At 60.1% G+C, this 22,690-nt stretch carries 20 protein-coding genes; 11 read left to right on the forward strand and 9 right to left on the reverse strand.

The window, feature by feature from the left end:
• Nucleotides 1–34: 34 nt before the first annotated feature.
• The 10 genes from ribH (at nt 35) to secG (ending at nt 10,658) form a co-directional block, all read left to right on the forward strand.
• Nucleotides 35–517 carry a 6,7-dimethyl-8-ribityllumazine synthase gene (gene ribH / locus CAURI_RS06240; RefSeq protein ID WP_010186777.1) on the forward strand — a complete coding sequence of 161 codons (483 nt, stop codon included), beginning with the start codon at nt 35–37 and terminating at the stop codon, nt 515–517.
• A 203-nt stretch (nt 518–720) separates the two neighbouring features.
• Nucleotides 721–1,227 carry a PH domain-containing protein gene (locus CAURI_RS06245; protein ID WP_236660824.1) on the forward strand — a complete coding sequence of 169 codons (507 nt, stop codon included), beginning with the start codon at nt 721–723 and terminating at the stop codon, nt 1,225–1,227.
• Entirely contained in the window at nt 1,227–3,281 is a 2,055-nt protein-coding gene (gene uvrC, locus CAURI_RS06250) for an excinuclease ABC subunit UvrC (protein WP_010186773.1), read from the forward strand. Before CAURI_RS06245 ends, uvrC begins: the two co-directional genes overlap by 1 nt.
• Before the next feature lie 55 nt (nt 3,282–3,336).
• Nucleotides 3,337–4,218: an RNase adapter RapZ gene (gene rapZ / locus CAURI_RS06255; RefSeq protein WP_010186771.1), complete on the forward strand. Its 882-nt coding sequence runs from the start codon at nt 3,337–3,339 to the stop codon at nt 4,216–4,218.
• A gap of 79 nt (nt 4,219–4,297) precedes the next feature.
• Nucleotides 4,298–5,296, forward strand: a complete 999-nt coding sequence (locus CAURI_RS06260) for a gluconeogenesis factor YvcK family protein (RefSeq protein ID WP_012715024.1) — start codon at nt 4,298–4,300, stop codon at nt 5,294–5,296.
• A gap of 167 nt (nt 5,297–5,463) precedes the next feature.
• Complete coding sequence (whiA, locus tag CAURI_RS06265; protein WP_012715025.1) at nt 5,464–6,453, forward strand: DNA-binding protein WhiA; 990 nt, start codon at nt 5,464–5,466, stop codon at nt 6,451–6,453.
• 491 nt (nt 6,454–6,944) lie between these two features.
• On the forward strand, nt 6,945–7,952 hold the full coding sequence (gene gap / locus CAURI_RS06270; RefSeq protein WP_010186767.1) for a type I glyceraldehyde-3-phosphate dehydrogenase: 1,008 nt from the start codon (nt 6,945–6,947) through the stop codon (nt 7,950–7,952).
• 245 nt (nt 7,953–8,197) lie between these two features.
• Nucleotides 8,198–9,415 carry a phosphoglycerate kinase gene (locus CAURI_RS06275; RefSeq protein ID WP_010186765.1) on the forward strand — a complete coding sequence of 406 codons (1,218 nt, stop codon included), beginning with the start codon at nt 8,198–8,200 and terminating at the stop codon, nt 9,413–9,415.
• A gap of 42 nt (nt 9,416–9,457) precedes the next feature.
• Nucleotides 9,458–10,237: a triose-phosphate isomerase gene (gene tpiA, locus CAURI_RS06280; RefSeq protein WP_010186762.1), complete on the forward strand. Its 780-nt coding sequence runs from the start codon at nt 9,458–9,460 to the stop codon at nt 10,235–10,237.
• Between the two features lie 184 nt (nt 10,238–10,421).
• On the forward strand, nt 10,422–10,658 hold the full coding sequence (gene secG / locus CAURI_RS06285; RefSeq protein ID WP_010186761.1) for a preprotein translocase subunit SecG: 237 nt from the start codon (nt 10,422–10,424) through the stop codon (nt 10,656–10,658).
• Nucleotides 10,659–10,774: 116 nt separating this feature from the next.
• Here secG and pgl read toward each other — a convergent pair whose 3' ends face one another.
• The 5 genes from pgl to tkt form a co-directional block, all read right to left on the reverse strand.
• Nucleotides 10,775–11,536: a 6-phosphogluconolactonase gene (gene pgl, locus CAURI_RS06290; RefSeq protein WP_010186760.1), complete on the reverse strand. Its 762-nt coding sequence runs from the start codon at nt 11,534–11,536 to the stop codon at nt 10,775–10,777.
• A gap of 55 nt (nt 11,537–11,591) precedes the next feature.
• Nucleotides 11,592–12,524, reverse strand: coding sequence for a glucose-6-phosphate dehydrogenase assembly protein OpcA (locus CAURI_RS06295; RefSeq protein WP_010186759.1), 933 nt, complete (start codon nt 12,522–12,524; stop codon nt 11,592–11,594).
• A 21-nt stretch (nt 12,525–12,545) separates the two neighbouring features.
• A complete protein-coding gene (gene zwf, locus CAURI_RS06300; protein ID WP_035116728.1) occupies nt 12,546–13,997 on the reverse strand; it encodes a glucose-6-phosphate dehydrogenase in 1,452 nt (483 codons plus the stop codon).
• A 210-nt stretch (nt 13,998–14,207) separates the two neighbouring features.
• Nucleotides 14,208–15,296: a transaldolase gene (tal, locus tag CAURI_RS06305; protein WP_010186756.1), complete on the reverse strand. Its 1,089-nt coding sequence runs from the start codon at nt 15,294–15,296 to the stop codon at nt 14,208–14,210.
• Between the two features lie 44 nt (nt 15,297–15,340).
• Nucleotides 15,341–17,416: a transketolase gene (gene tkt, locus CAURI_RS06310; RefSeq protein WP_174878623.1), complete on the reverse strand. Its 2,076-nt coding sequence runs from the start codon at nt 17,414–17,416 to the stop codon at nt 15,341–15,343.
• 325 nt (nt 17,417–17,741) lie between these two features.
• On the opposite strand from tkt, the gene CAURI_RS06315 reads away from it, so the two are divergent.
• Nucleotides 17,742–18,686 (forward strand): heme o synthase, encoded by a 945-nt coding sequence (locus CAURI_RS06315; RefSeq protein ID WP_010186753.1) that lies wholly within the window; start codon nt 17,742–17,744, stop codon nt 18,684–18,686.
• Nucleotides 18,687–18,757: 71 nt separating this feature from the next.
• Here CAURI_RS06315 and CAURI_RS06320 read toward each other — a convergent pair whose 3' ends face one another.
• The 4 genes from CAURI_RS06320 to CAURI_RS06335 form a co-directional block, all read right to left on the reverse strand.
• Nucleotides 18,758–19,726, reverse strand: a complete 969-nt coding sequence (locus CAURI_RS06320; protein WP_010186750.1) for a quinone oxidoreductase family protein — start codon at nt 19,724–19,726, stop codon at nt 18,758–18,760.
• A 126-nt stretch (nt 19,727–19,852) separates the two neighbouring features.
• Nucleotides 19,853–20,866 carry a COX15/CtaA family protein gene (locus CAURI_RS06325; RefSeq protein ID WP_010186748.1) on the reverse strand — a complete coding sequence of 338 codons (1,014 nt, stop codon included), beginning with the start codon at nt 20,864–20,866 and terminating at the stop codon, nt 19,853–19,855.
• An 82-nt stretch (nt 20,867–20,948) separates the two neighbouring features.
• Nucleotides 20,949–21,710: an ABC transporter permease gene (locus tag CAURI_RS06330; protein ID WP_010186745.1), complete on the reverse strand. Its 762-nt coding sequence runs from the start codon at nt 21,708–21,710 to the stop codon at nt 20,949–20,951.
• Between the two features lie 60 nt (nt 21,711–21,770).
• Nucleotides 21,771–22,685, reverse strand: a complete 915-nt coding sequence (locus tag CAURI_RS06335; RefSeq protein ID WP_010186743.1) for an ABC transporter ATP-binding protein — start codon at nt 22,683–22,685, stop codon at nt 21,771–21,773.
• Nucleotides 22,686–22,690: the final 5 nt, after the last annotated feature.

Raw genomic sequence — 22,690 nt, forward strand, 5'->3', positions numbered from 1 at the left:
AAAATCGAGCAGAAGCAAAACAAAGGAGCACGCAATGAGCAAGGAAGGTTTGCCAACCCCGAAGGATGTCTCGGGTAAAGGACTCCGCGTCGCCGTTGTCACCGCCACGTGGAACGCCGAGATTTGTGATCAGCTGCATCGCCGCGCACTAGAGACCGCTGAAGCAGCCGGTGCTATTGTCACCCCACTGCGCGTCGTGGGCGCTCTGGAGCTCCCCGTGGTGGTGCAGGCCGCGGCGCGCACGCACGATGCCGTGGTGGCACTGGGCTGTGTTGTCCGTGGAGGTACTCCGCACTTTGATTATGTGTGTGATTCCGTCACCCAGGGCCTGACCCGCATCGCGCTCGACGAATCCACTCCGGTGGCTAATGGCGTGCTCACTGTCAACGACTATGAACAAGCAGTTGATCGCGCCGGCTTTGCGGATTCCGCGGAAGATAAAGGTGCGGAGGCCATGCAGGCAGCTTTAGAAACCGTGCACACCTTGCGTACACTGGACGAGTCAAACCTAAAGTAGGCTGCCACGCGCAACCACGGTGCCCGGCATATCAGCACGGGGGCCGTGGCCTGCCTCAGCGGAGTGATGAGGAGATGGAAAACTCGATGACGGACCCACAGGTGCCCTTGGGCCATGAAGAGCGGGAACAGTCAGCTCACGCCAATAAGTCCTCGCAATCCTTGCGGCCCCCCGCATCGAGCTCTGCGGGGGGCGCACAGCGCATGAGCGAGGAGCAGTTGTTGGCTTACACCAGCGCTGATCCTTTTGCCCAGACCTCATCCAAGCCTTGGGAATATGAAGCTACTTCGCCTTTCTTGCGCAAGGTGGCGATCATCTGGATCATCCTCGTCATGGCAGCGCACTTGTTTATGGGCTTCACGGTGGGCTTGTCCTTTACCGGTGCGACGGTGACGACGATTGATAAGTTCGCTTTCCCCGGTGTGGGCGTGGTGATTTCGATCCTCTCGTGGTTGGCGTTGACTCGGCCGCGATTGCGCGCGAATTCCGATGGGGTAGAGATCCGCAACATCCTGGGCACCCGCTTCTACCCGTGGCAGGTCATCTACGGCCTGTCCTTCCCCGAAGGATCCCGCATGGCGCGCATCGAGCTGCCTGACTTCGAATACGTGCCGGTATGGGCCCTGCAGTCAGGTGATAAGCAGGACGTAATCACCAAGGTCCGCTCCTTCCGCGACCTGGAAGCCCGCTACATGCCGCAGGATGACTAGTGGCTGATCCCTCGAAGTACCGCCCCGCGCCCGGAAGCATCCCCACGGATCCGGGCGTTTATAAGTTCCGCGATGAGAACCGCCGCGTCATCTACGTGGGCAAAGCGAAGAACCTGCGCGCGCGGCTATCCAATTACTTCCAGGACATCACCCAACTGCACCCGCGAACCCGCCAGATGGTTCTGACCGCGGCCTCAGTCGAATGGACCGTGGTGGCCAGCGAGGTGGAAGCGCTGCAGTTGGAGTACACGTGGATCAAGCGCTTCGATCCACGTTTCAACGTCATGTACCGCGACGACAAAACCTACCCCATGCTCGCGGTATCTGTGGGGGAGAGCATTCCGCGTGCGTTCTTCTACCGGGGCCCACGGCGTAAGGGAGTGCGCTATTTCGGTCCCTATTCCCACGCCTGGGCGGTGCGTGAATCCCTTGATCTTCTCACTCGAATTTTTCCTATGCGCACCTGCGCCAAGGGTGTTTTCAACCGCCACGAGCGGTTGGGGCGGCCTTGCTTGTTGGGCTATATCGGCAAGTGCGATGCACCGTGCATTGGCCGAGTCAGCCCCGAGGAACACCGCGAGACGGTCAACCAGCTCATCAGCTTCATGAATGGCAACACCGCGCCCGTGCGCAAGAGGGTGACCCAGCGCATGGAAGAGGCGGCAGAGAACTTGGAGTTCGAGCTGGCAGCGCGCCTGCGCGATGACCTTGGCGCAATTGACAAGCTCATGGAGCAGCAGGCCGTCGTCCTGCCAGACGGCACGGATGCAGACCTCATCGCGTTCAGCTCCGATGAGTTGGAGGCGGCCGTGCAGATCTTCCATGTGCGTACGGGCCGAATCCGTGGACAGCGTGGTTGGGTGGTCGAGCGCTCTGGTGATCAGGCAACGACCGACGTGGTTGAGGAGGGTCAAGCAGATCCCGGACTGCCGGCACTGATCCAGAATTTCCTCATCCAGTTCTATTCGGATGCCGTCGAGCGTCAGCGCCAAGAGGCTGCCGAGGACGCCAAGTTGGAGCGCAGGGGAGTGGACCAAGAATCTCATGCCGAGCCGCGGCAGGGTAACGCCATTCCTCGCGAGATTCTGGTCCAAGCGCTGCCGGAGGAAGCCGAGGAGGTGAAGATAGTCCTGGAGGAACTGCGGGGCGCCCAGATTGATGTACGGGTACCGCAACGCGGCGACAAGCGCGCCTTGCTGGAGACCGTCGAAAGGAATGCGAAGGAGCAGCTGAAACAGCACAAGCTCAAGCGCGTGGGCGATCTGACCGCCCGGTCCGCAGCACTTCAGGAACTGCAGGAGGCGTTGGGCATGGATTCCGCGCCGCTGCGCATTGAGTGTACGGATATCTCGCACATTCAAGGTACCGATGTCGTGGCTTCCTTGGTGGTCTTCGAGGATGGCCTGCCACGCAAGTCTGATTACCGCCGCTACCGCATCAAGGAAGCTGCGGGTGATGGACGCTCCAACGACGTTGGTTCCATCGCTGAGGTGACTCGCCGCCGCTTCAAACACCACCACGATGACAAGCGCGCGGTGCCGGACGAGGAACTGGAGAACACTACCTTCGCCGAGGAGATGGTGCGCGAAGAGGCTGCGAGCCAGACCAAACGCAGCTCCTACCCACCGCAGCTCTTCATCGTGGATGGTGGTGCACCGCAGGTGGCTGCGGCGCAGGCAGTATTCGATGAACTCGGCATCGTGGACGTAACCCTGATCGGTCTCGCGAAGCGCCTAGAAGAGGTGTGGGTGCCTGGTGATGATGAACCGGTGATTTTGCCGCGCAATTCTCAGGCGCTCTTCCTGCTTCAGCACCTCCGTGATGAAGCCCACCGTGTAGCCATTTCCTATCACCGCCAGCAGCGCTCGAAGCGGATGCGCTCATCGGTTCTTGATGCCGTGCCGGGCCTGGGACCTCAACGCCGTACTGACCTGGTCAAGCACTTCGGTTCGGTGAAAAAGCTCAAAGAAGCAAGCGTGGAAGAGATCGCTGAGGTCAAAGGTTTCGGTCCGAAGTTAGCGCAAACAGTATTTGATCATCTTCACGCCTCCTAAAAAGGCTTGGCTATTGAGAAATATTGCCACCGAGGACTCTGAATAGGTGGTAAGAATGGAAGCCATGACGCTGTTTGATTCCCCACCCATTTTGATCACCGGCATGTCAGGCGGAGGCCTGACGTCGGCGGCTAAAGTGCTGGAGGATAAAGGCTATTACGTAGCCCATAACATCCCGCCCAAGGCAATCGTTGACTTGCTCAAGCTGTGTGCGAGCCCGGAGTCCCCGGTAAGCAAAATCGCCGCGGTGACCGATGTGCGCTCCCGTTTATTTCCGGGATCCTTGGCAGAAACCCTTGATGAACTAGAACAGCTAGATATGAAGCCGACGCTGCTCTTCCTCGATGCGCGCGATGACGTTCTGATTCGCCGGTTCGATTCTGTGCGGCGTACACACCCGCTGCAGGATGGGGAAACCCTTAAGGCGGGTATTCAGCGTGAGCGTGCAGCTGTGCAGTCCATCCGTGAGCGCGCGGATATCATCATCGACACCACCAATCTGTCTGTCCATGACCTGCGCCGCGCGATCGAGGCCTCCTTCGGAGAGATGGGCCATGAGCTGCAGCACGTCACGTTAGAGTCCTTCGGCTTCAAGCATGGTTCCCCGCGTGATGCAGATCTAGTCGTCGATGTCCGCTTCCTTCCCAATCCTTATTGGGTGCCCGAATTACGGGGATACCGCGGTACTGATGAGCCGGTGGCGGACTACGTCCTCTCCCAGGACGCCGCTGAACCCTTCATCGATCACTTCATCACCATGTTTGATTCGATGCTTGCCGGCTACCGGCACGAGGGCAAGAACTTCATCACCGTAGGCATCGGGTGCACCGGTGGTCATCACCGATCTGTGGCGGTTACGGAGGAGATTGCTCGCCGTCTCAGGGAGCGTGGGGATCTGGATGTGAGCACACTGCACCGTGACATCGCCCGGGATTAGGTGCGATAAGATAAGAATTCATTCCCTACCCCTTGGATGACCGAAAGCTAGTATTTCCGTGACATCTCTCCCTACCCACATGGCTAGCCTGGGCGGCGGCCATGGTCTTTATCAAACCCTTCTGGCTGCGCGCCGTACCGGCGCGGAAGCGATTTCTGCCATCGTCACCGTGGCTGATGATGGCGGTTCTTCTGGACGGCTGCGCCGCGAGATGGACATCATTCCACCGGGTGATTTGCGCATGGCGCTCGCTGCATTGTCGAGCGACTCAGAGGAGGGCCAAATGTGGGCCTCAACGCTGCAGCACCGCTTCCAGAGCACCGGCGCTATGGCCGGCCATGCGGTGGGTAATCTTCTCATTGCCGGACTCACTGAGGTCTTGGGGGACTTCCAGGCGGCGCTTGACGCGGTCGGACGGCTAACGCACTCTGCGGGCCGCGTTCTGCCGGCTGTGAATCTGCCGCTAGATATCGAAGCGGACGTGGCCGGGCTTGACGACGACCCCCGCATCATGCGCTCCGTCCGCGGCCAAGTCGCCGTCGCGTCCACCGTGGGGCAAGTTCGCCGCGTCCGCATCATCCCGGAGAAGCCACAGGCCAATCCGGAAACCATCGCGGCCTTGCGCGATGCGGACCTCATCACCTTGGGGCCGGGATCGTGGTTTAGCTCCGTGCTTCCACACGTCCTCGTGCCGGAGATTGTCAACGCAATTACGTCCTCGGATGCGCTTCGCGTTGTAGTACTTAACCTTTCCGCTGAACCAGGGGAGACCCAAGGCTTTTCAGCTGAGCGCCACCTGCACGTCTTAGCGCAGCATGCGCCGAACCTGCGGGTAGACAAAGTAATCGTCGATGGTTCTGGTCTTCCGAATGAGTCGGAGCGAGTCTTCGTGCAGCGTGCGGCAAGCGTGCTCGGTGCTACGGCGGTTTTCCGTGATGTGTGCCAGGCCGATGAGAACGGAAATTCTCTCAACAAGCATTGCCCAGACAAGCTCGCGCAGGTACTGGCTGAGCTTTATACCGACTATGCCGCTCAGCGCGATTCTTCGGCGGGTGCCCCGGGCACTCACCGCAGCTGAGCGCGCGATAGACTAAGTGGCATTCATCGCTCACTGCGACGTCACTGCGCTACACAGGTACGGTACTACGTGCTGTATGCGCGAGCTCAAGGTCCTTCTGAGCTCGGTTGCACCACTGCTGGTTTCAGCGGTGAGCTACATCAAGATGTTGAAAGGGGAGGCACGAGGTGTCTGCGTCATTGACCGATCAGGTCAAGGAGGAACTTACGGCGGTCTCCGTACCGCGCCAGTCCGCTCGTGCGGCGGAGGTTGCCGCGATCCTCAGGTTCGCCGGCGAGCTCAACATCACCGGAGATCGGGTGATGTACGAGGTCGAATTGGAATCGAAGAGCGTGGCCACTCGCTTGGTCACCGCACTCGACGAGTTGTTTTCCATTTCTGCGAGCACCCACTTAGCAGGCCCCGCCGCATCCTCTAAAAAGAGCAGGGTACAGGTGCGCATTACTACCGGGGCCAAGGAGTTGACCAGGCGTCTGGGGTTGGTGACCCGCTCGGGTCATCCAGTCGTGGGCCTGCCACCGCAAGTAATTTCCGGCTCTGTTGCGGATAATGAAGCAGCTTGGCGTGGGGCCTTTTTGGCCCAAGGTTCGCTGACCGAACCGGGCCGGTCTTCAGCACTGGAAGTAACCTGTCCTTGCCAGGAGGCAGCACTCGCTCTCGTAGGCTGCGCGCGCCGTTTGGGTGTAGTGGCGAAAACTAAGGAGACCCGCGGGGCTGATCGCGTCGTGGTCCGTGATGGCGATGCCATTGGTGCGTTGCTGACCAGGATGGGTGCCCAAGAGACCCGCCTGGCGTGGGAGAAGAAGCGTATCCAACGCGAAGCCCACGACACCTCCCGCCGCTTAGACAACTTCGATGACGCCAACTTGCGCCGTTCTGCCCGTGCAGCAGTTACAGCCGCAGCCCGCGTCGAACGCGCCATGGTCATCTTGGGGGATGACGTTCCGGAGCACCTCGCGGACGCCGGCCGCCTCCGCGTGCAGCACCGCGAGGCTTCCTTGGAAGAACTCGGACGCTTGGCTGATCCGCCGATGACCAAGGACGCGGTGGCTGGGCGTATTCGCCGCCTACTTTCCATGGCAGATAAGCGCGCGAAGGAACTTGGCGTGCCGGATACGACGAAGGCAGTGACAGAGGAACTTTTTGAGGAATCCTAATCTCTCGCCGTTGCCCCAGACGCAGTCGAAAATTGTGCCCGTTCGGGCATCGTATCGACCGTCTGGGGAAATTTTTTGGCTATAGGTGGTGAATTTATGACCGGTAATAGCAGGTTTATTTTTGGATTCACCCGCTCTTTTTTGCTTTAGTGAGATATCCCACCTTGGCCTCTTCGGGGTCAACACAATCCCACATAAACGGGCGTATCTGCAGGTGTATGGGTTTGGGGGATTGCCTTAAGTAGCTAGCGGCCCGTCTAGTGTACGCCTCTTTTCTCTTTCGTGCGAGCACCCTTGATGGGAACCTGAACGCGCACTGCAGGATGCAAAATCCGTGGGTACTATCGGCCGTGTTGGGAAAACCACCGAGCACGTCACGGAAGTGGCAGGGCAACGGTGCCGCAAGAACGGTCCACCGCACTGCCTATAAAGACAAAGTCTCGGAAGCCCCCACAATAGAACTTCACTCGATTATTTGAGGAGACATTACAGTGACCATTCGCGTAGGTATCAACGGCTTTGGCCGCATCGGCCGCAACTTCTTCCGTGCAGTCGCACAGGGCAACAATGACCTCGAGGTCGTCGCAGTCAACGACCTGACCGACAACGCAACCCTGGCTAACCTGCTCAAGTACGACTCGGTTCTGGGCCGCTTCGACGGTGAGATCGAGCACGACGACGAGTCCATCACCGTCAACGGTCGCAAGATTGCAGTCTCCGCAGAGCGCGATCCGAAGAACCTGAACTGGGGCGAGCACAACGTCGACATCGTCATCGAGTCCACCGGCTTCTTCACCGATGGTGAGGCTGCCAAGGCTCACATCGAGGCCGGCGCCAAGAAGGTCATCATCTCTGCACCGGGCAAGAACGTTGACGCAACCTTCGTCTACGGTGTGAACTCCGATGAGTACGATGCTGAGAAGCACAATGTCATCTCCGCCGCATCCTGCACCACCAACTGCCTGGCACCGATGGCCAAGGTCCTGCACGAGAAATTCGGCATCGAGAAGGGCCTGATGACCACCATCCACGCCTACACCGGTGACCAGCGCATCCAGGATGCTCCGCACCGCGACCTGCGCCGCGCCCGCGCCGCAGCCGTCAACATGGTTCCGACCTCCACTGGTGCAGCAAAGGCTGTTTCCTTGGTTCTCCCGGAGCTGGAGGGCAAGCTTGACGGTTACGCAATGCGCGTTCCTACCATCACCGGTTCCGCCACCGACCTGACCTTCCAGGCATCCCGCGACGTCACCGCTGAGGAAATCAACGCCGCTATCAAGGAAGCCGCAACCGGCGAGTTCGGCGAGACCCTGGGCTACACCGAGGACCCGATTGTCTCCACCGACATCATCACCGACTCCCACGGCTGCATCTTCGATGCTGGCATGACCAAGGTTTCCAACGGCAACTTCGTCAAGGTTCTTGGCTGGTACGACAACGAGTGGGGCTACACCAGCCAGCTCGTGCGCACCACCTCCCTGGTTGCCTCCAAGCTCTAAAGTTTCACCCTCATTGAAGTGAGCACAGTGAAGCAAGCTGTGATTGCCTGCGGAAGCCCCACAGGCTAGAAACCGGCCCACGCGCCGCGCCTACTATCTCTGAATACGTGGCGTGCGCTGGGCCGGTATTCGTCTTTAAGGAATGATTACGCGCTTTCACACACATCGCGAATCAGGTTCCGGCACACTTTCTAATTGAATAGCATTAACCTTTAGCTTTAGTACCCACCTTTAAGGAGAACACAATGGCTTTCAAGACTTTGGACGATCTGCTCGCAGAAGGCGTTTCCGGCCGCCACGTCCTTGTTCGTTCTGACTTCAACGTCCCGCTCGATGATGAAGGAAACATCACCGACTCCGGCCGCATCACCGCCTCGCTGCCCACTATCAAGGCGCTCATTGAGGGCGGAGCGAAGGTCATTCTGTCGGCACACTTGGGGCGCCCCAAGGGCGAAGTAAACCCGAAGTACTCTCTCGCTCCAGTAGCAGAGGCTCTGTCCGAGGCACTGGATCAGTACGTTGCCCTGGCCGGCGACGTCAGCGGCGAGGATGCCCATGAGCGCGCCAACGGCCTCAACGATGGCGATGTTCTCCTCCTGGAGAATGTTCGCTTTGATCCGCGCGAGACCTCTAAGGATGAAGCTGAGCGCGGCACCTTCGCCGATGAGCTCGTCGCCTTGGCTGCGGACAACGGTGCATTCGTCTCTGACGGTTTCGGTGTCGTTCACCGCGCACAGGCCTCTGTGTACGACGTCGCTAAGCGCCTGCCAGCATACGCCGGCAAGCTGGTGCAGAAGGAAGTGGAAACCCTGGCTGCGGTAGCAGAGAAGCCAGAGCACCCGTACGTGGTTGTCCTTGGCGGCGCCAAGGTCTCCGACAAGCTCGGTGTGATTGAGGCGCTGGCCGGTAAGGCCGACAAGGTCATCATCGGCGGCGGCATGTGCTACACCCTTTTGGCTGCGCAGGGCTACAACGTTCAAGACTCCTTGCTGCAGGAAGACCAGATTGACAACTGCAAGGAGCTGCTCGAGCGCTTCGGTGACAAGATTGTCCTGCCGGTCGACCTTGTTGCTGCAACCGAGTTTGATGCTCAGGCAGAGAACAAGGTCGTCGCTCTGGACGGTATTCCGGAGGGTTGGCAGTCTCTCGACATTGGCCCGGAGTCGGTGAAGAAGTTCGACGAGGTCATCGCTTCTTCCAAGACTGTCTTCTGGAACGGCCCAATGGGTGTCTTTGAGATGGAGGCCTTCTCCAAGGGCACCGCAGGTGTAGCACAGTCGATCATCGACGCCACCGCTAAGAACGGCTCCTTCACCGTCGTCGGTGGCGGTGACTCCGCGGCTTCCGTTCGCCTTCTCGGCCTCGATGAGGAGGGCTTCTCTCACATCTCTACTGGTGGTGGCGCTTCCCTCGAGTTCCTTGAAGGCAAGGAGCTGCCGGGCGTCAAGGTCCTGGAAGCCTAAGCACTTAAACCGTCAACTCAGTCTGATCTAGAAAGGCTAATCATGGCACGTACCCCGCTTATCGCAGGTAACTGGAAGATGAACCTCGACCACAAGGAAGCTATTGGCTCCCTGCAGAAGTTCGCTTTCTCTTTGCCGAAGGAATACTACGAGAAGGTTGACGTGGCTTTCATGGTCCCGTTCACCGATATCCGCACCGTGCAGACGCTGGTCGACGGCGACGACTTGCAGTTCACCTATGGTGCACAGGACATTTCCAAGCATGAGTCCGGTGCATACACCGGTGAGGTGTCCGGCAAGATGCTCTCCGCCCTGGGCTGCTCTTGGGCAGTCGTCGGACACTCAGAGCGCCGTCAGTATCACGGTGAGACCGACCAGCTGGTTGCAGAGAAGGCCGCTGCAGCCCTGGCTAACGGTATCAGTCCGATTGTCTGCGTGGGCGAGCCGCTTAACGTGCGCGAGGCAGGCACTCACGTGGATTACGTGGTCACCCAGACCCGCAACTCCCTGCAAGGACTTTCTGCCGAGGCCCTCTCCAAGACCGTCATCGCTTATGAGCCGGTCTGGGCAATCGGTACCGGTAAGGTTGCTTCCGCTGAGGACGCGCAGGAAGTGTGCGCAGCTATTCGCGAGCTCGTCCGCGAGCTGGGCGGCGATGAGGTGGCGGAGGGTATCCGCATTCTCTACGGTGGCTCCGTCAAGGTGGATTCCATCGCGGAGATCGTAGGCAAGCCGGACGTTGACGGTGGCCTTGTTGGCGGTGCTTCTCTCAAGGGTGAGGAGTTTGCCAAGCTGGCGGCTAATGCTGCCCAGGGCGCATAGCCCTCATAGCAGCTAGCATCACGCTAATTAACCGTGGCGGGTCGGAATGGTTTCTGGCCCGCCACGTGGTGTATTATCGGGGATTATTGCGCCCGCTTTTGGCGCCCTCTTCTCCGTGGGCTGGCGGCATAGGCTGTCACCCACCACATAAAACGAACGAACGCGTAAAACAAGGAACTATTTCATGATCTTGGCACTGGAAATCATCCTCGTGATTGCCGCAATCCTGATGTCTGTCTTCGTGCTGCTGCACAAAGGTAAGGGCGGCGGTCTTTCCAGCCTCTTTGGTGGCGGCGTGCAGTCCAACTTGTCTGGTTCCACCGTGGTTGAAAAGAACCTCGACCGTTATACTGTGGTGATGGTGGTCATCTGGCTCGCTTGCATCGTAGCTTTGAATCTGCTGCAGGCATTTAGCGGCTAAAACCGCTAGCTGGTCTACGGCCACAACAACGCAGAACGCCGCGTGCTTCCTCTCATGGAGGAGGGCACGCGGCGTTATGTTTTGCCTAGGCTTCAGCGGCCGGAGGAACCGTAGCGTTAAAGCTGCTGTGCGGCGTCTTCACTCACGAAAAGCAGAGTCTCTTCGGTACCCCGCGCGCCTGCGGCAGGCCAATCCTCAGCCGCGGCGCCGGCCACGAGGTGGGACGCAGCTTCGGCCTTCTCCTCGCCGGAGACGAGGAACCAAATGCGTTGGGAGCGATTGATAGCGGGGTAGGTCAGCGTGACGCGCTCCGACGGGGGCTTAGGGGAATCGTGGACAGCAAATGCATGGTCCGTGTCCTCATAGACTGCCTCCGAGTGCGGAAACAGAGAGTTAATGTGGCCCTCATGGCCCATGCCCAAGAGGTGAATGTCGAAGCCCTCTGGGGCAAAATCACGGATCTCGCCCTCATAGGCTTGGGCTGCGTGTTCCATGGATACCGCACCCAAGTCATAGCCATGAATGTGCTGTTCTGGAATACCGACCTTGCTCAGAAGAGCCTCGCGAGCTTGGCCTTCGTTGGAATCCGGATCGCTGACCGGAACATTGCGCTCATCACCGAAGAAGACGTGGACGCGCGTCCAGTCCACGGCCAATGCGGGGTAGTCGCTACCTTGTTGCTGGGCAGCTTCGTGGAGGCGGGCTAATTCCCGGAGGACACCGATTCCTGCACCGCCACCGGTGAGGACTACGCGTGCGACTCCGTCCTTGTGTAGGCCACCGCCCGGGGCTTGAATCGCCGCAACCGTCTCAATAAAGGCGAGTGCGGCGGAGGATATGAGCTCGTCGATGTCGCTAACGCGGCGAAGCGTGACCATGGTGCAGAAAGATCCTTCTGAATGATGAGACTAGGAAACGATGAAAAGGTTACGCCTACACACTGTAGTGCACGCGCGCTAAGGCGCGGAGAGCATGGGCGTATGTCCTATCCGAATCAAGGTGGCGCAGCTCTTCCGAGAGCACCTCCGCTTCGGAACGCACAGCGAGGCTCACGAGCGATTCCGGGGAACCGGGGACGCTGACCTTAACCGTTGCGGCGTCGACAGCCGTGACAGTGATATCCGCGGTGGGACGCCGGAAAACTAAGGAGGTTATCGGGAAGGCGCCGGCCTCGCATTCCGAGATTCTCCGGGTGACGGGGACGGAAAGGGCGTCGAGAAGCCAGCCGGCCGCAAAGTCGACAGCGGCGTGGTGCTCGGCTCCAGAGATCTCCACCGAATTGACAGGCTCGTGTGGGTGGCGGTCAAGAGCAGAGGCGACGATGCCACGCCACAGGGTGATGGCGCCCCAAGACATGTCGGAATCACCCGGCTTATAGCCGGAGGACAGCACGTGCAGGTCGTATTGGTCAACACCGCTGCCGAAAGCCACGTTAGTGATGCGGCGCTGGGCAAGAGCACCGATTGGCACCTCGGCGGGAGCAGGCGGGCAGGCAGTGGGCCACCATGCGACGATCGGTGTATCCGGAAGAAGAAGGGGAGTAACCACTGCTTCTGCTTGGTCGGCGAGGGCGCCGTGCAGGTGCATAACGACGATTTCCGAGGCGCCAGCTTCGCCGCCGACGCGCAGCTCGGCATCGAGGCGGGTTTCCTCCTCGAGGGAGCCCGAGGCAATCACGATCACGCGGGAGGGGTGCTCGTGGGAGGCATCGCGGACCGAAGTGAGCAGGTTGTCAAGATCATCGCCTTCTTCGGTCATGACGATGAGCGTGAGAACGCGGCCGGTCGTGAGCGTGTAATGTTCCTGCATCTCCACGAGCTTCTTAGAGATTTTGCGCGTGGTCGTATCTGGCAAGGGGATAATCATAAAGCCATTCCTCCTAGGGGCCTACGGACGGCGCCAGGAATGACCCCGGCGGCGCAGCATTCTATCGGCAGACTCCGGCCCCCATGTGCCAGCGCGGTATTGTTCTGGCTGACCGATGTTGGACCAGTATTCGATGATGGGGTCGAGGATGGACCACGACAGCTCCACTTCCTCGTTGGTGGGGAAGAGGGAGGACTCGTCTAAGAGGGCGTCGAGAATCAGGCGCTCATAGGCCTCCGGTGATTCCTCGGTGAAGGCCTCGGCGTAGGCGAAGTCCATGTTCACGTCGCGCACTTCCATGGTGGAGCCGGGGACCTTGGAGCCGAAGCGCATGGTGACGCCCTCATCTGGCTGGACGCGGATCACCACGGCATTCTGGCCCAGTGAATCAGCTTGACCTTGGTCAAAAGGCTGGTGTGGGGCGGTCTTAAAAACGAGGGCAATCTCCGTCACGCGGCGGCCGAGGCGCTTGCCAGTGCGCAGGTAGAAAGGAACGCCCGCCCAGCGACGGGAATTGACCTCAAGGGTGCAGGCTGCATAGGTTTCCGTCGTGGATTCCGGATCGAAGCCTTCCTCTTCTCGGAGGCCCTTTACATATTCCGAGCCTTGCCAGCCGGCGGAGTACTGGCCGCGGGCCGTGGTCTTGTTAAGCGGGTGCACCGCGTTGGTGGCGCGCAGGACCTTAATCTTTTCCGCCTGGAGCGCCTCAGGGTCAAAGGAGGAAGGCTCCTCCATGGCGACGAGGGCTAGCAGCTGCAGGAGGTGGTTTTGGATGACATCGCGGGCAGCGCCGATGCCGTCGTAGTAGCCGGCGCGGCCTCCGAGCCCGATGTCTTCGGCCATCGTGATTTGCACGTGGTCGATGTAGTGCGCATTCCACATGGGTTCGAAGATCTGGTTGGCAAAGCGCAAAGCCAAGATGTTCTGTACCGTTTCTTTGCCCAGGTAGTGGTCGATGCGGAAGACCGAGGACTCTGGGAAAACGGCGTTGACGATCTCATTGAGCTGGCGTGCGGAGTTCTGATCGTGGCCGAAAGGTTTCTCAATGATGACGCGGCGCCAGGAATTATCCGTGCTATCTGCCATGCCGACGCGCTCCAACTGATGGCAGATATCGGAGAAGAACTCCGGGGGTACGGAAAGGTAATAGGCCCAGTTACCACCCGTGCCGCGAGAAGCGTTGAGCTCAGCGAGCCGGGCAGACAGCTTGTCAAAGCCTTCGTTATCGAAGTTGCCTTGCACAAACTCGATTCCCTTGGCAAGGTGCTCCCACACATGCTCATTGAAGGTGGTTCGTGCTCCTGCCTCGGCGGCCTCACGAACGTAGTCGCAGAAAGCCTGTTTATCCCAGTCGCGGCGGCCGTAGCCGACCAAAGTAAAGCCCGCCGGAAGCAATCCGCGATTGGCCAGGTCATAGATTGCAGGCAGAAGCTTCTTGCGCGCCAAGTCACCCGTGACGCCAAAAATCACCATGCCAGAGGGGCCGGCGATACGTGGCAGGCGCTTGTCCTTCGCGTTGCGCAACGGGTTGACCCACGCGCTGGTAGTGCTCACTAAGTATCCTTTCGGTCTGTGTGAGTTAAGTCCAACTGCTCAGCATAGCGACCCGCGCCCCGTAGACCATAGTTGCGTGGCCATATTCGGTGCGCGAGTCGCTATCGAGCAATCACTGTTCGCCGTTGTCTAAGCGAGGCGGTCCGTCAAAGAAGCAAGCAGAGCTTCCCATGCATCAACGAACTTGTCGACGCCCTCCTTCTCCAGCACTGCGAAGACATCGGCGAAGTCAATGCCAACTGCTTCTAGCTGTGACCACACCTGCTCTGCCTGCGCAGCAGAGTCAGTGAGAGTATCGCCGTGCAGGTTGCCCTGCTCGAGGACGGCATCGATGGTCTTCTCCGGCATCGTGTTAACGGTTTCCGGTCCGGCAAGCTCAGAAACATAGAGCGTGGCGGGGTAGTCGGGGTTCTTAACTCCCGTAGACGCCCACAGGGGACGCTGCGGGTTGGCGTCAGCTGGGAGGTCTTCGCCGCCCTCCTTGAACTCTTTGCGGAACAGGGCGTAGGCGCGTTGAGCGTTGGCCACGCCAGCCTTTCCACGCAAGGCAAGAGCCTCGTCTGAGCCGGTCAGTTCCAGGCGCTTGTCGACTTCGGTATCCAAACGGGAGACAAAGAAGGATGCCACGGAGTGAATCGTGGAGACTTCCTTGCCCGCCGCAGCGGCGCGCTTGATTCCCTCCTTATAAGCTGCAATGACCTGGGCATAGCGCTCGACGGAGAAGATGAGGGTCACATTGACGGAGATGCCCTCTGCGAGGGCGTCGGAGATGGCGGGAAGGGAACCATCGGTAGCTGGGATCTTGATCATGAGGTTGGGGCGCGCAACCTTGGCCCACAGTTCACGCGCCTGCTCCAAGGTCGCTTCCGCATCTGCGGAGATGCGGGGATCTACCTCGATGGAGACACGGCCATCGCGGCCGCCTGACTTCTCGTAAATCTCGGTAAAGACGTCGCACGCGTTGCGGACATCGTCGATAGCCAGTGAGTACACTGCTTCGTCCGCGGTAGCGGACTTTTCCTTCAGCGCTGCGATGTCGGTGTCATAGGAGTTACCGGAGGACATTGCGGCAGCAAAGATCGCGGGGTTCGTGGTGACACCCACGATGGACTTGGTGTCCAAAAGCTCACGGAGGTTGCCGGAGTCTAGGCGCTCGCGGGAAAGATCATCGAGCCACGTCGACGTCCCGAGGCGAGCCAGATCATCAATATGCGTCATGGTGTGGTGTAGGTCCTTTCGTGAGGGGAACTCGGAGCGGGAAACTAGTCAGCCTGAGCAGCGTTGAGTGATTCGCGGGCGGCTTCAGCAACGGCCTCGGCGGTGAAACCGAACTTCTCAAAGAGCTCTGCGGCAGGTGCGGAGGCACCGAAGTGCTCCAGAGACACGGTGCGGCCGAAGGAACCGGTGTACTTGTGCCACGGCATGGAGATACCGGCCTCGACGGAGACGCGCGCGCGGACCGAGGAGGGAAGGACGGATTCGCGGTAGGAAGCGTCCTGCTCATCGAACCACTCCAGGCACGGTGCGGAAACGACCCGGGTCGCGGTGCCCTCAGCCTCGAGCTGCTTGGCGGCTTCCACAGCGAGCTGCACCTCGGAGCCGGTGGCAAGGAGGATGACATCTGGAGTTACCTTCGATGCCTCAACAAGGACGTAGGCGCCGCGGCGTACGCCTTCGGCCGCCTTTTCCTTGGTGCCCTCAAGCACAGGAAGGTTCTGGCGAGACAGCGCGAGTCCCTTCGGCGCGGCCTTGTACTCGAGTGCCGCCGCCCACGCCTGGGCCGTCTCGTTAGCATCGGCCGGGCGGATGACGGAGAGGTTGGGGATGGCGTGCAGGGCAGCGAGTGTTTCAACCGGCTGGTGGGTGGGGCCGTCCTCGCCCAAGCCAATGGAATCGTGGGTCCACACGTAGTAGGTATCGGTGGACATGAGCGCACCGAGGCGTACGGCGGGGTACTGGTACTCAGAGAAGATAAGGAAGGTGCCGCCGTAGACGCGGGTATTACCGTGCAGCGCGATGCCGTTCATGATAGCGGACATGGCGTGCTCACGAATACCGAAGTGCAGGTTACGGCCATAAGGCGTGGCGGTCCAAGCGTCCGTGGTGATGGACTCGGGGCCGAAGGACTCCGCGCCCTTGATCACCGTGTTATTGGAGCCTGCCAGGTCGGCAGAGCCGCCCCACATCTCCGGCAGGGAGGCTGCAAGTGCTTGAATGGCGGCTTCCGAAGCCTTTCGGGTAGCCAGAGACTCGCCCGCTTCCCAGGTAGGAAGCTCGGTGGCGAAGTCAGCAGGAAGCTCGCGGGCCTGGAGGCGGTCGAAGAGCTTCTTCTCCTCCGGGTGGGCTGCGGCCCACGCGTCGAACTTCTCCTGCCACTCAGCATGCTTCTGCGCACCGCGGGCAGTCAGCTCGCGGGTATGAGCGAGGACTTCCTCGTCGATGTGGAAGGACTGCGCAGGATCGAAGCCAAGGACTTCCTTGGTCGCGGCCACCTCGTCTTCACCGAGGGCGGCGCCGTGGACGCCACCGGTGTTCATCTTGTTCGGTGCTGGGTAACCGATGACCGTCTTCACACGGATGAAGGAGGGGCGGGAGGTTTCGGCGCGGGCAGCAGCAGCGGCCGCTTCGATGGCTTCTACGTCTTCACCGGACTCAACGGTTTGGACGTGCCAGCCATAAGCCTCATAGCGCTTGGCGACGTCCTCGTTGAAGGCAATGTTGGTGTCATCCTCAATGGAGATGCGGTTGTCATCCCAGAAGACGATAAGGTTGCCCAGCTTCTGAGTGCCTGCCAAGGAAGAGGCCTCAGCAGTCACGCCCTCCTGCAGATCACCATCAGAGGCGATGACATAAACGTAGTGATCGAAGGGAGAGTCGCCAGCCGGGGCGGAAGCGTCGAACAATCCACGCTCCTTGCGCGCGGCCATGGCCATACCAACCGCGGAAGCCAGGCCCTGGCCCAGCGGGCCTGTGGTGATTTCTACACCGTCGGTGTGGTGAACCTCCGGGTGGCCGGGAGTCTTAGAACCCCACGTGCGCAAAGACTTGAGATCCTCCATCTCGAGGCCGAAGCCACCAAGGAAGAGCTGGATGTACTGCGTCAGAGAAGAGTGCCCGACGGAGAGGACAAAGCGGTCGCGTCCTGCCCAGTGAACATCTGCTGGGTCGTGGTTGAGCACGCGCTGGTAGAGCGTGTAGGCCAGAGGCGCTAAGGACATGGCGGTACCGGGGTGGCCGGAGCCGCAGTTCTGAACGGCGTCGGCAGCAAGCACGCGGACGGTATCCACGGCGCGAGTATCGAGGTCACTCCAGTCCGAAGGATAACGGCGCTGGACCATAGCCTGCAGTTCCGGGGACAACTTTTCGTGCGACACGGCGAAAACCTCACTTCGCTTCTGGAAACAGATATACCGTTAATCAGTGTAAAGGTTTTTCGATCTTTGGCGGGGGATTATATAAACCAGGTTTCGGGCGGTAGTCTGGCATGGTTGACGCCGTTGCTCCCCGCTATCGGCTCTGGCCGGCGAGTGCTTCGAAGAGGAAACCTCGGCCGTGCCACACAGCTCCCGGGATGTCTCGGGAACTTTTTAGCGTGAGCAGACGACCACTACTTCAGACCTATAAGCCATACACCCACGTGCCGGATTTACGGAGGACTATTCCTTGGAGACCATCAAGGCCTATTTTGCGCTAACGAAACCGAGGATCATTGAACTCCTCCTCGTGGCAGCAATCCCGGCTATGCTCCAGGCCCAGCGTGGATTCGAGGCGGTGTCCTCAAACTTCTGGCTCATCGTATCCACCATCTTTGGCGGATGGATGGGTGCCGCTGCGGCCCACACGTTCAACAACGTCGTGGACTATGAGATTGACCAGAAGATGCAGCGAACGCGTGCTCGGCCCCTGGTTCGCAAGACTATTTCGCGCCGCAATGCCGCCATTTTCGCTTGGGTCATGCTCGCACTATCCGTCTTTTGGCTGGGCGTCCTGGCGCATTCCTGGCTGGCGGCGTTCTTCGTGCTGTTGACCAACTTCTTCTATGTCATCGTCTACACGAAGTTCCTCAAGATGCGAAACTCCCAGAACATTGTCTGGGGCGGCCTAGCAGGCTGCATGCCCGCCATGGTGGGCTGGGCAGTGATCCGGGATAACGCCCCGGCAGGGGAGCCTGACCGCTGGTGGCAGGCCGTAGTGTTGTTCCTCATCATCTTCTTCTGGACCCCGCCTCATACGTGGGCGCTGGCGATGAAGTACAAGGAGGACTACCGCAAGGCCGGGGTGCCGATGTTGCCCGTCGTTGCCGGGGAAGTCGAAGTAACCCGCCAGATCGTGTGGTACACGATTGGAACGGTTATCGTGACCTTCCTTATTATCCCGGCAGCCTCCTGGATCTACTTGGTGGCCGCGGTGGCCTCCGGTGCGGTCTTCCTGTGGATGGCAATCCGCCTCCACCAAGGGGTGAAGAAGGGTGCAAAGGTCAAGCCCATGCGCCTCTTCATCTACTCCAATAATTATCTGTCAGTTCTCTTTATTGGATTGTCTATCGACGCCGTCGTGGGCTGGGAACCCATCGGGCGCATGCTGGGCTGGTCGGCCGCCCTCTTCTAGCGAGGCGGCCTGCCAGCCGGGGCAGAGAACCCCCAATTATTTCGATCTAGTCCAGGGAGCTACTCCCTGGACTAGTCTTCTCTTACGCGCAGAACGATAGAGCCAGTGGTTTTGCGCTCCTGGAGGTCGCGGTGGGCTTGCGCGGCTTCGGCGAGCGGGTATTCCGCGGAGATGCGGAAGTCGAGGTCGCCATCGATGACCGCCTGCACGACTGCCTGGGCGCGCATCTGGAACTCGCCTTCTTGGGAGGTCCAAGCGCCGAGTGAGGGGCGGGTGAGGAAGATGGAACCGTGCTTATTAAGCAGCTGCGGGTCCATCGGCGGGACGGGGCCCGACGCGGCGCCGAAAAGCGCGACCGTGCCGCGAGGGCGCACAACTTCTAGAGACTCATTGAAGGTGGCTTTGCCGACGCCGTCGTAAACCACGTCGACGCCGCGCCCGCCATTGTGTCGGCGCACCTGCTCGGCCAGGCCGCTGCTGTAGCGGAAGACGCAGTCTGCGCCCGCACCATAGGCCAACTCTTCCTTCTCATCCGTGGAGACCACGGAATAGACGGTGGCGCCCAGGGACTTGGCCATCTGGGTGAGGATTAAGCCCACACCGCCCGCACCGGCAGTGATAAGGCAGGACGCGCCTTCTCCAAGCTGATACACACCGTGGGTGAGGTAGTGTGCCGTCATCCCTTGCAAGAGCATGGACCCAGCGACGGCGGAGGGGATTTCATCCGGAACGGCTACCACGCGGTCGCGCGGCACGCAGACTTGTTCTGCATAGGAGCCGAAGGCGTGATCCCAGGCCACCATCGTGCCTGGAGCGATTTCCCCCTGAGGGTCGTGCACAACGCGGCCGGTTCCTTCGAGCCCGATAATGAAGGGCACGGAGGCGTTGTAGATGCCTTCGCGGTAGTAGGTGTCGATGTAGTTGACACCGGCCACGGAGACGTCGACAAGCAGCTGCTCCTTCGTCGGCGTGGGGGAATCTACCTCGGCGTAGGTGAGGACCTCGGGTCCTCCGGTCGTGGTCACCTGAATAGCATGCATGGTGTCTAGGCTAAACGAAGCCGAGGGCTCCGCGCAGCAAAAAGCGCCGCCATCCTCACTTGCTGGTGAGAACGGCGGCACTTCGAGTACCTGTCTTTAGTGGCTTTGCTGGCCCGCTGACTCTGCTTAGCCTTGGGCGGCGGGGACGTTCTCGTCACCGTTCTGGGCAGTGTTGGCAGTAGAGCCATCCTCGTTCTCGACGCGGCGCAAGCCATGCGCCCACAGCAGGGCGGTGAAGGCCGTGACCACTGAGGACATGCCCACGTGGAAAGGAACGGTCCAGCGCGGGATGTGGAGATAGAACTGGGTGACGCCAATTGCCCATTGGATGACGATGCAGGCAATGAGCACCCAGCCGGCCTTCTTAGCCACCTTGGGAGCACCATTACGGTGCAGGAGGAAGACCACGATGAGTGTCAGCGCTAAGTAGACGTACATGCAGACCGCGTGAATGATGGCCATGCCATAGGTGTCCACGCCGAGGCGGCCCTCCATACCAACGCCGGCATCACCGGAGTGAGTACCCGAGCCAGTCACAAAGGTGCCGGTCAGCAAAACGATGGACAGGGCTATGGTGGCCACCACCGCGAGGGTGCGCACTGCGGCGGGGAAGAGGCGAGTAGGAGTGCCGTCATCGGGCTCGTTAATGCGGGAGAACAGCATGGCCGCGATCCACACCAGGACCATAGACGGAAGGAAGTGTATTGCCACACTCCACCAGGAAAGCTTCAGCACCACAGACAGCGCGCCGATGAGTGCCTGCACGAAAACACCTGCGAGCCCTGCCCAGGCATAGACCTTGAGCTCCTTGCGGCGCTGCGCCTTGTGAACGACCACGATGCTGGCGATGGCCGCCGCCGCCACAACAAAGGTCAGCAGGCGGTTACCAAACTCAATGGCCTGGTGGAGCATGGGAGCCGCGCCCTGGATGGGCACCAAGGAACCAGGGTGGCAGTTGGGCCAGGTGACGCAACCAAGGCCGGAGCCGGTTACGCGCACGATGGAGCCCGACACTGTAATGCCGCCCTGGCAGAGCAGGAGGATGAGCGCGACGATGCGCTGCGTCTTCACCGAGGGGCCGGTGGACGGCGCAGCGGGCGTGGTAGAACGTTGAGGAGAGGAAATATTGGCGGTACTCACGGCTATTCAGCCTACCGTTCGGCCCCGCCCCGGAACCAATATCGACGGGTGGGTCACACTGTGCAAGGGAGAAGAATCACTTTTAGCCCTCGAAGCGGAACCAACGCACCGCGGCAAACGACGCCACCGCTGCCCACCCCACGAGGACAAGGAGCTCAATGCCGGGGAAGGACCCGTTCAGGGCGGTATCCAGTCCGGCAGCCATGGCCACCGTAGGCACGAGGGTGAGGACCCCGTTATCGCCGAGGCCCTGGGAAAACATTGCCCATCCGACGGCACCGAGGAGGAGAAACCAAATTAGGTTGGCTACCGCCAGTACCACTTCAGAGCTGAAGGTTCCGCCCAGCAGCAGGCCCAGGGCCGTAAACGTGGCCACTCCTAACACCAAGGTGAGCACGCCGATGGCAGCGCCCACAACAGAAACTCGCAAACCGAGGATAGCTGCGACGGTGCCGAGCACGAGCACCTGGAGCACCACCATGGAGAGCACACCGAGAATCTTTCCCACCACAATGGCCCAGGCAGGAACACCCGAAGCGCCGGTGCGTTTCAGAGCACCGTAGCGCCGATCGAAGGCTAGAGAAATAGCCTGGCCGGTAAAACCAGACGAGGTAGCGGCCACGGCGAGCACCATCGGGAAAACCTCATCCACACCATGCCCGGTAGTATCCTTCAGCTTCGCAGCGCCGATCAGAATAGCGAGTGGAATAATGATGCTCAGCAACTGTTGCTCGCCGTGCCGCAGCATCAGCTTGGATTCGATAGCCCCTTGGGCACGCGCCATGGTCGCCACGCCGACGCGCTGCGGGTGCGGGCTAAAAGTGCCGGGTGCGTAGGTGCTCATGGAGCGTCTCCTTGATCAAAAAACGTGATGAAAGAATCGTGGTGGAAAGCAGCAGCGCTTCTAACTGCGCATCTCGCGGCCGGTGAGGTCCAAGAAGACTTCTTCGAGGTTGCGGTGCGACGTATGCAGGTTGCGGAGGACAACGTTTTGCGCGGCCAAACCCGTGGCGAGATCAGCGATAACGGCTGGACTGACTGTAGAGGTAAGCCGGTAGTGCAAGGGCCGAATGGCCTCGGCGGAGATCCCTTCCTCGCGCAAGGCCTCCAGGTCCACCGGGGTTGCGGTATCAAAGTTCAGCTGCGGGATGTCGGTCGCCTCCGTTAGGGAAGCTGCGGTGCCGCTGGCGACGAGCCGACCGTGATCGATGATGACGACATGGTCGCTGAGCGCTTCCGCCTCGTCCATGAGATGAGTAGTCAAGATGACGGTGACGCCGTCGGCCCGCAAAGAGCGGATAAGGTCCCAGACGGCAAGACGTGATTGGGCGTCCATGCCCGCGGTGGGCTCATCGAGGAAGACCAGCTCCGGACGCCCAATGATGGCCAAGGCGAGAGAGAGACGTTGTTGTTGCCCACCGGACAAACGTCGGTAGCTATTCTTCGCCAGTCCGCGCAGCCCGAGGGTATCCAGAAGCCACTCCGGGTCCAAAGGATTTTCGTTATAGGAGGCGCTGAGTTCGAGCATCTCCTTGACCTTTATACCGGAGTAGGAGCCCCCGCCCTGGAGCATGATGCCGATGCGGGAGCGCACTGCATCAGGGTTGCGTGCGGGGTCAAGGCCTAAGACTTCAATGTGGCCGGAAGTGGGCTTTTTGAAGCCTTCACACATCTCGATGGTGGTTGTCTTTCCTGCACCGTTAGGCCCCAGCAAACACAGGATCTCGCCATAATTGGCGCGGAAACTCAGCCCGTTAACTGCGTTGACGTCGCCATAGGTCTTAATGACGTTATCTAATACAAGAGCTGATGTAGTCACGGAGC

Origin of the sequence: Corynebacterium aurimucosum ATCC 700975 (assembly GCF_000022905.1) — a bacterium.
Classification (GTDB): Bacteria; Actinomycetota; Actinomycetes; order Mycobacteriales; family Mycobacteriaceae; genus Corynebacterium; species Corynebacterium aurimucosum_F.

Coding starts and splice junctions, on each gene's coding strand:
- ribH (WP_010186777.1), top strand. CDS start 35: ATGAGCAAGGAAGGTTTGCCAACCCCGAAGGATGTCTCGGGTAAAGGA.
- pgl (WP_010186760.1), bottom strand. CDS start 11,536: ATGGTCACGCTTCGCCGCGTTAGCGACATCGACGAGCTCATATCCTCC.
- CAURI_RS06320 (WP_010186750.1), bottom strand. CDS start 19,726: ATGCATGCTATTCAGGTGACCACGACCGGAGGACCCGAGGTCCTCACC.
- CAURI_RS06260 (WP_012715024.1), top strand. CDS start 4,298: ATGGCTAGCCTGGGCGGCGGCCATGGTCTTTATCAAACCCTTCTGGCT.
- zwf (WP_035116728.1), bottom strand. CDS start 13,997: ATGGTGATTTTTGGCGTCACGGGTGACTTGGCGCGCAAGAAGCTTCTG.
- tpiA (WP_010186762.1), top strand. CDS start 9,458: ATGGCACGTACCCCGCTTATCGCAGGTAACTGGAAGATGAACCTCGAC.
- CAURI_RS06330 (WP_010186745.1), bottom strand. CDS start 21,710: ATGAGCACCTACGCACCCGGCACTTTTAGCCCGCACCCGCAGCGCGTC.
- tkt (WP_174878623.1), bottom strand. CDS start 17,416: ATGGTCCAGCGCCGTTATCCTTCGGACTGGAGTGACCTCGATACTCGC.
- CAURI_RS06295 (WP_010186759.1), bottom strand. CDS start 12,524: ATGATTATCCCCTTGCCAGATACGACCACGCGCAAAATCTCTAAGAAG.
- CAURI_RS06275 (WP_010186765.1), top strand. CDS start 8,198: ATGGCTTTCAAGACTTTGGACGATCTGCTCGCAGAAGGCGTTTCCGGC.
- rapZ (WP_010186771.1), top strand. CDS start 3,337: ATGGAAGCCATGACGCTGTTTGATTCCCCACCCATTTTGATCACCGGC.
- tal (WP_010186756.1), bottom strand. CDS start 15,296: ATGACGCATATTGATGATCTGGCTCGCCTCGGGACGTCGACGTGGCTC.
- secG (WP_010186761.1), top strand. CDS start 10,422: ATGATCTTGGCACTGGAAATCATCCTCGTGATTGCCGCAATCCTGATG.
- CAURI_RS06245 (WP_236660824.1), top strand. CDS start 721: ATGAGCGAGGAGCAGTTGTTGGCTTACACCAGCGCTGATCCTTTTGCC.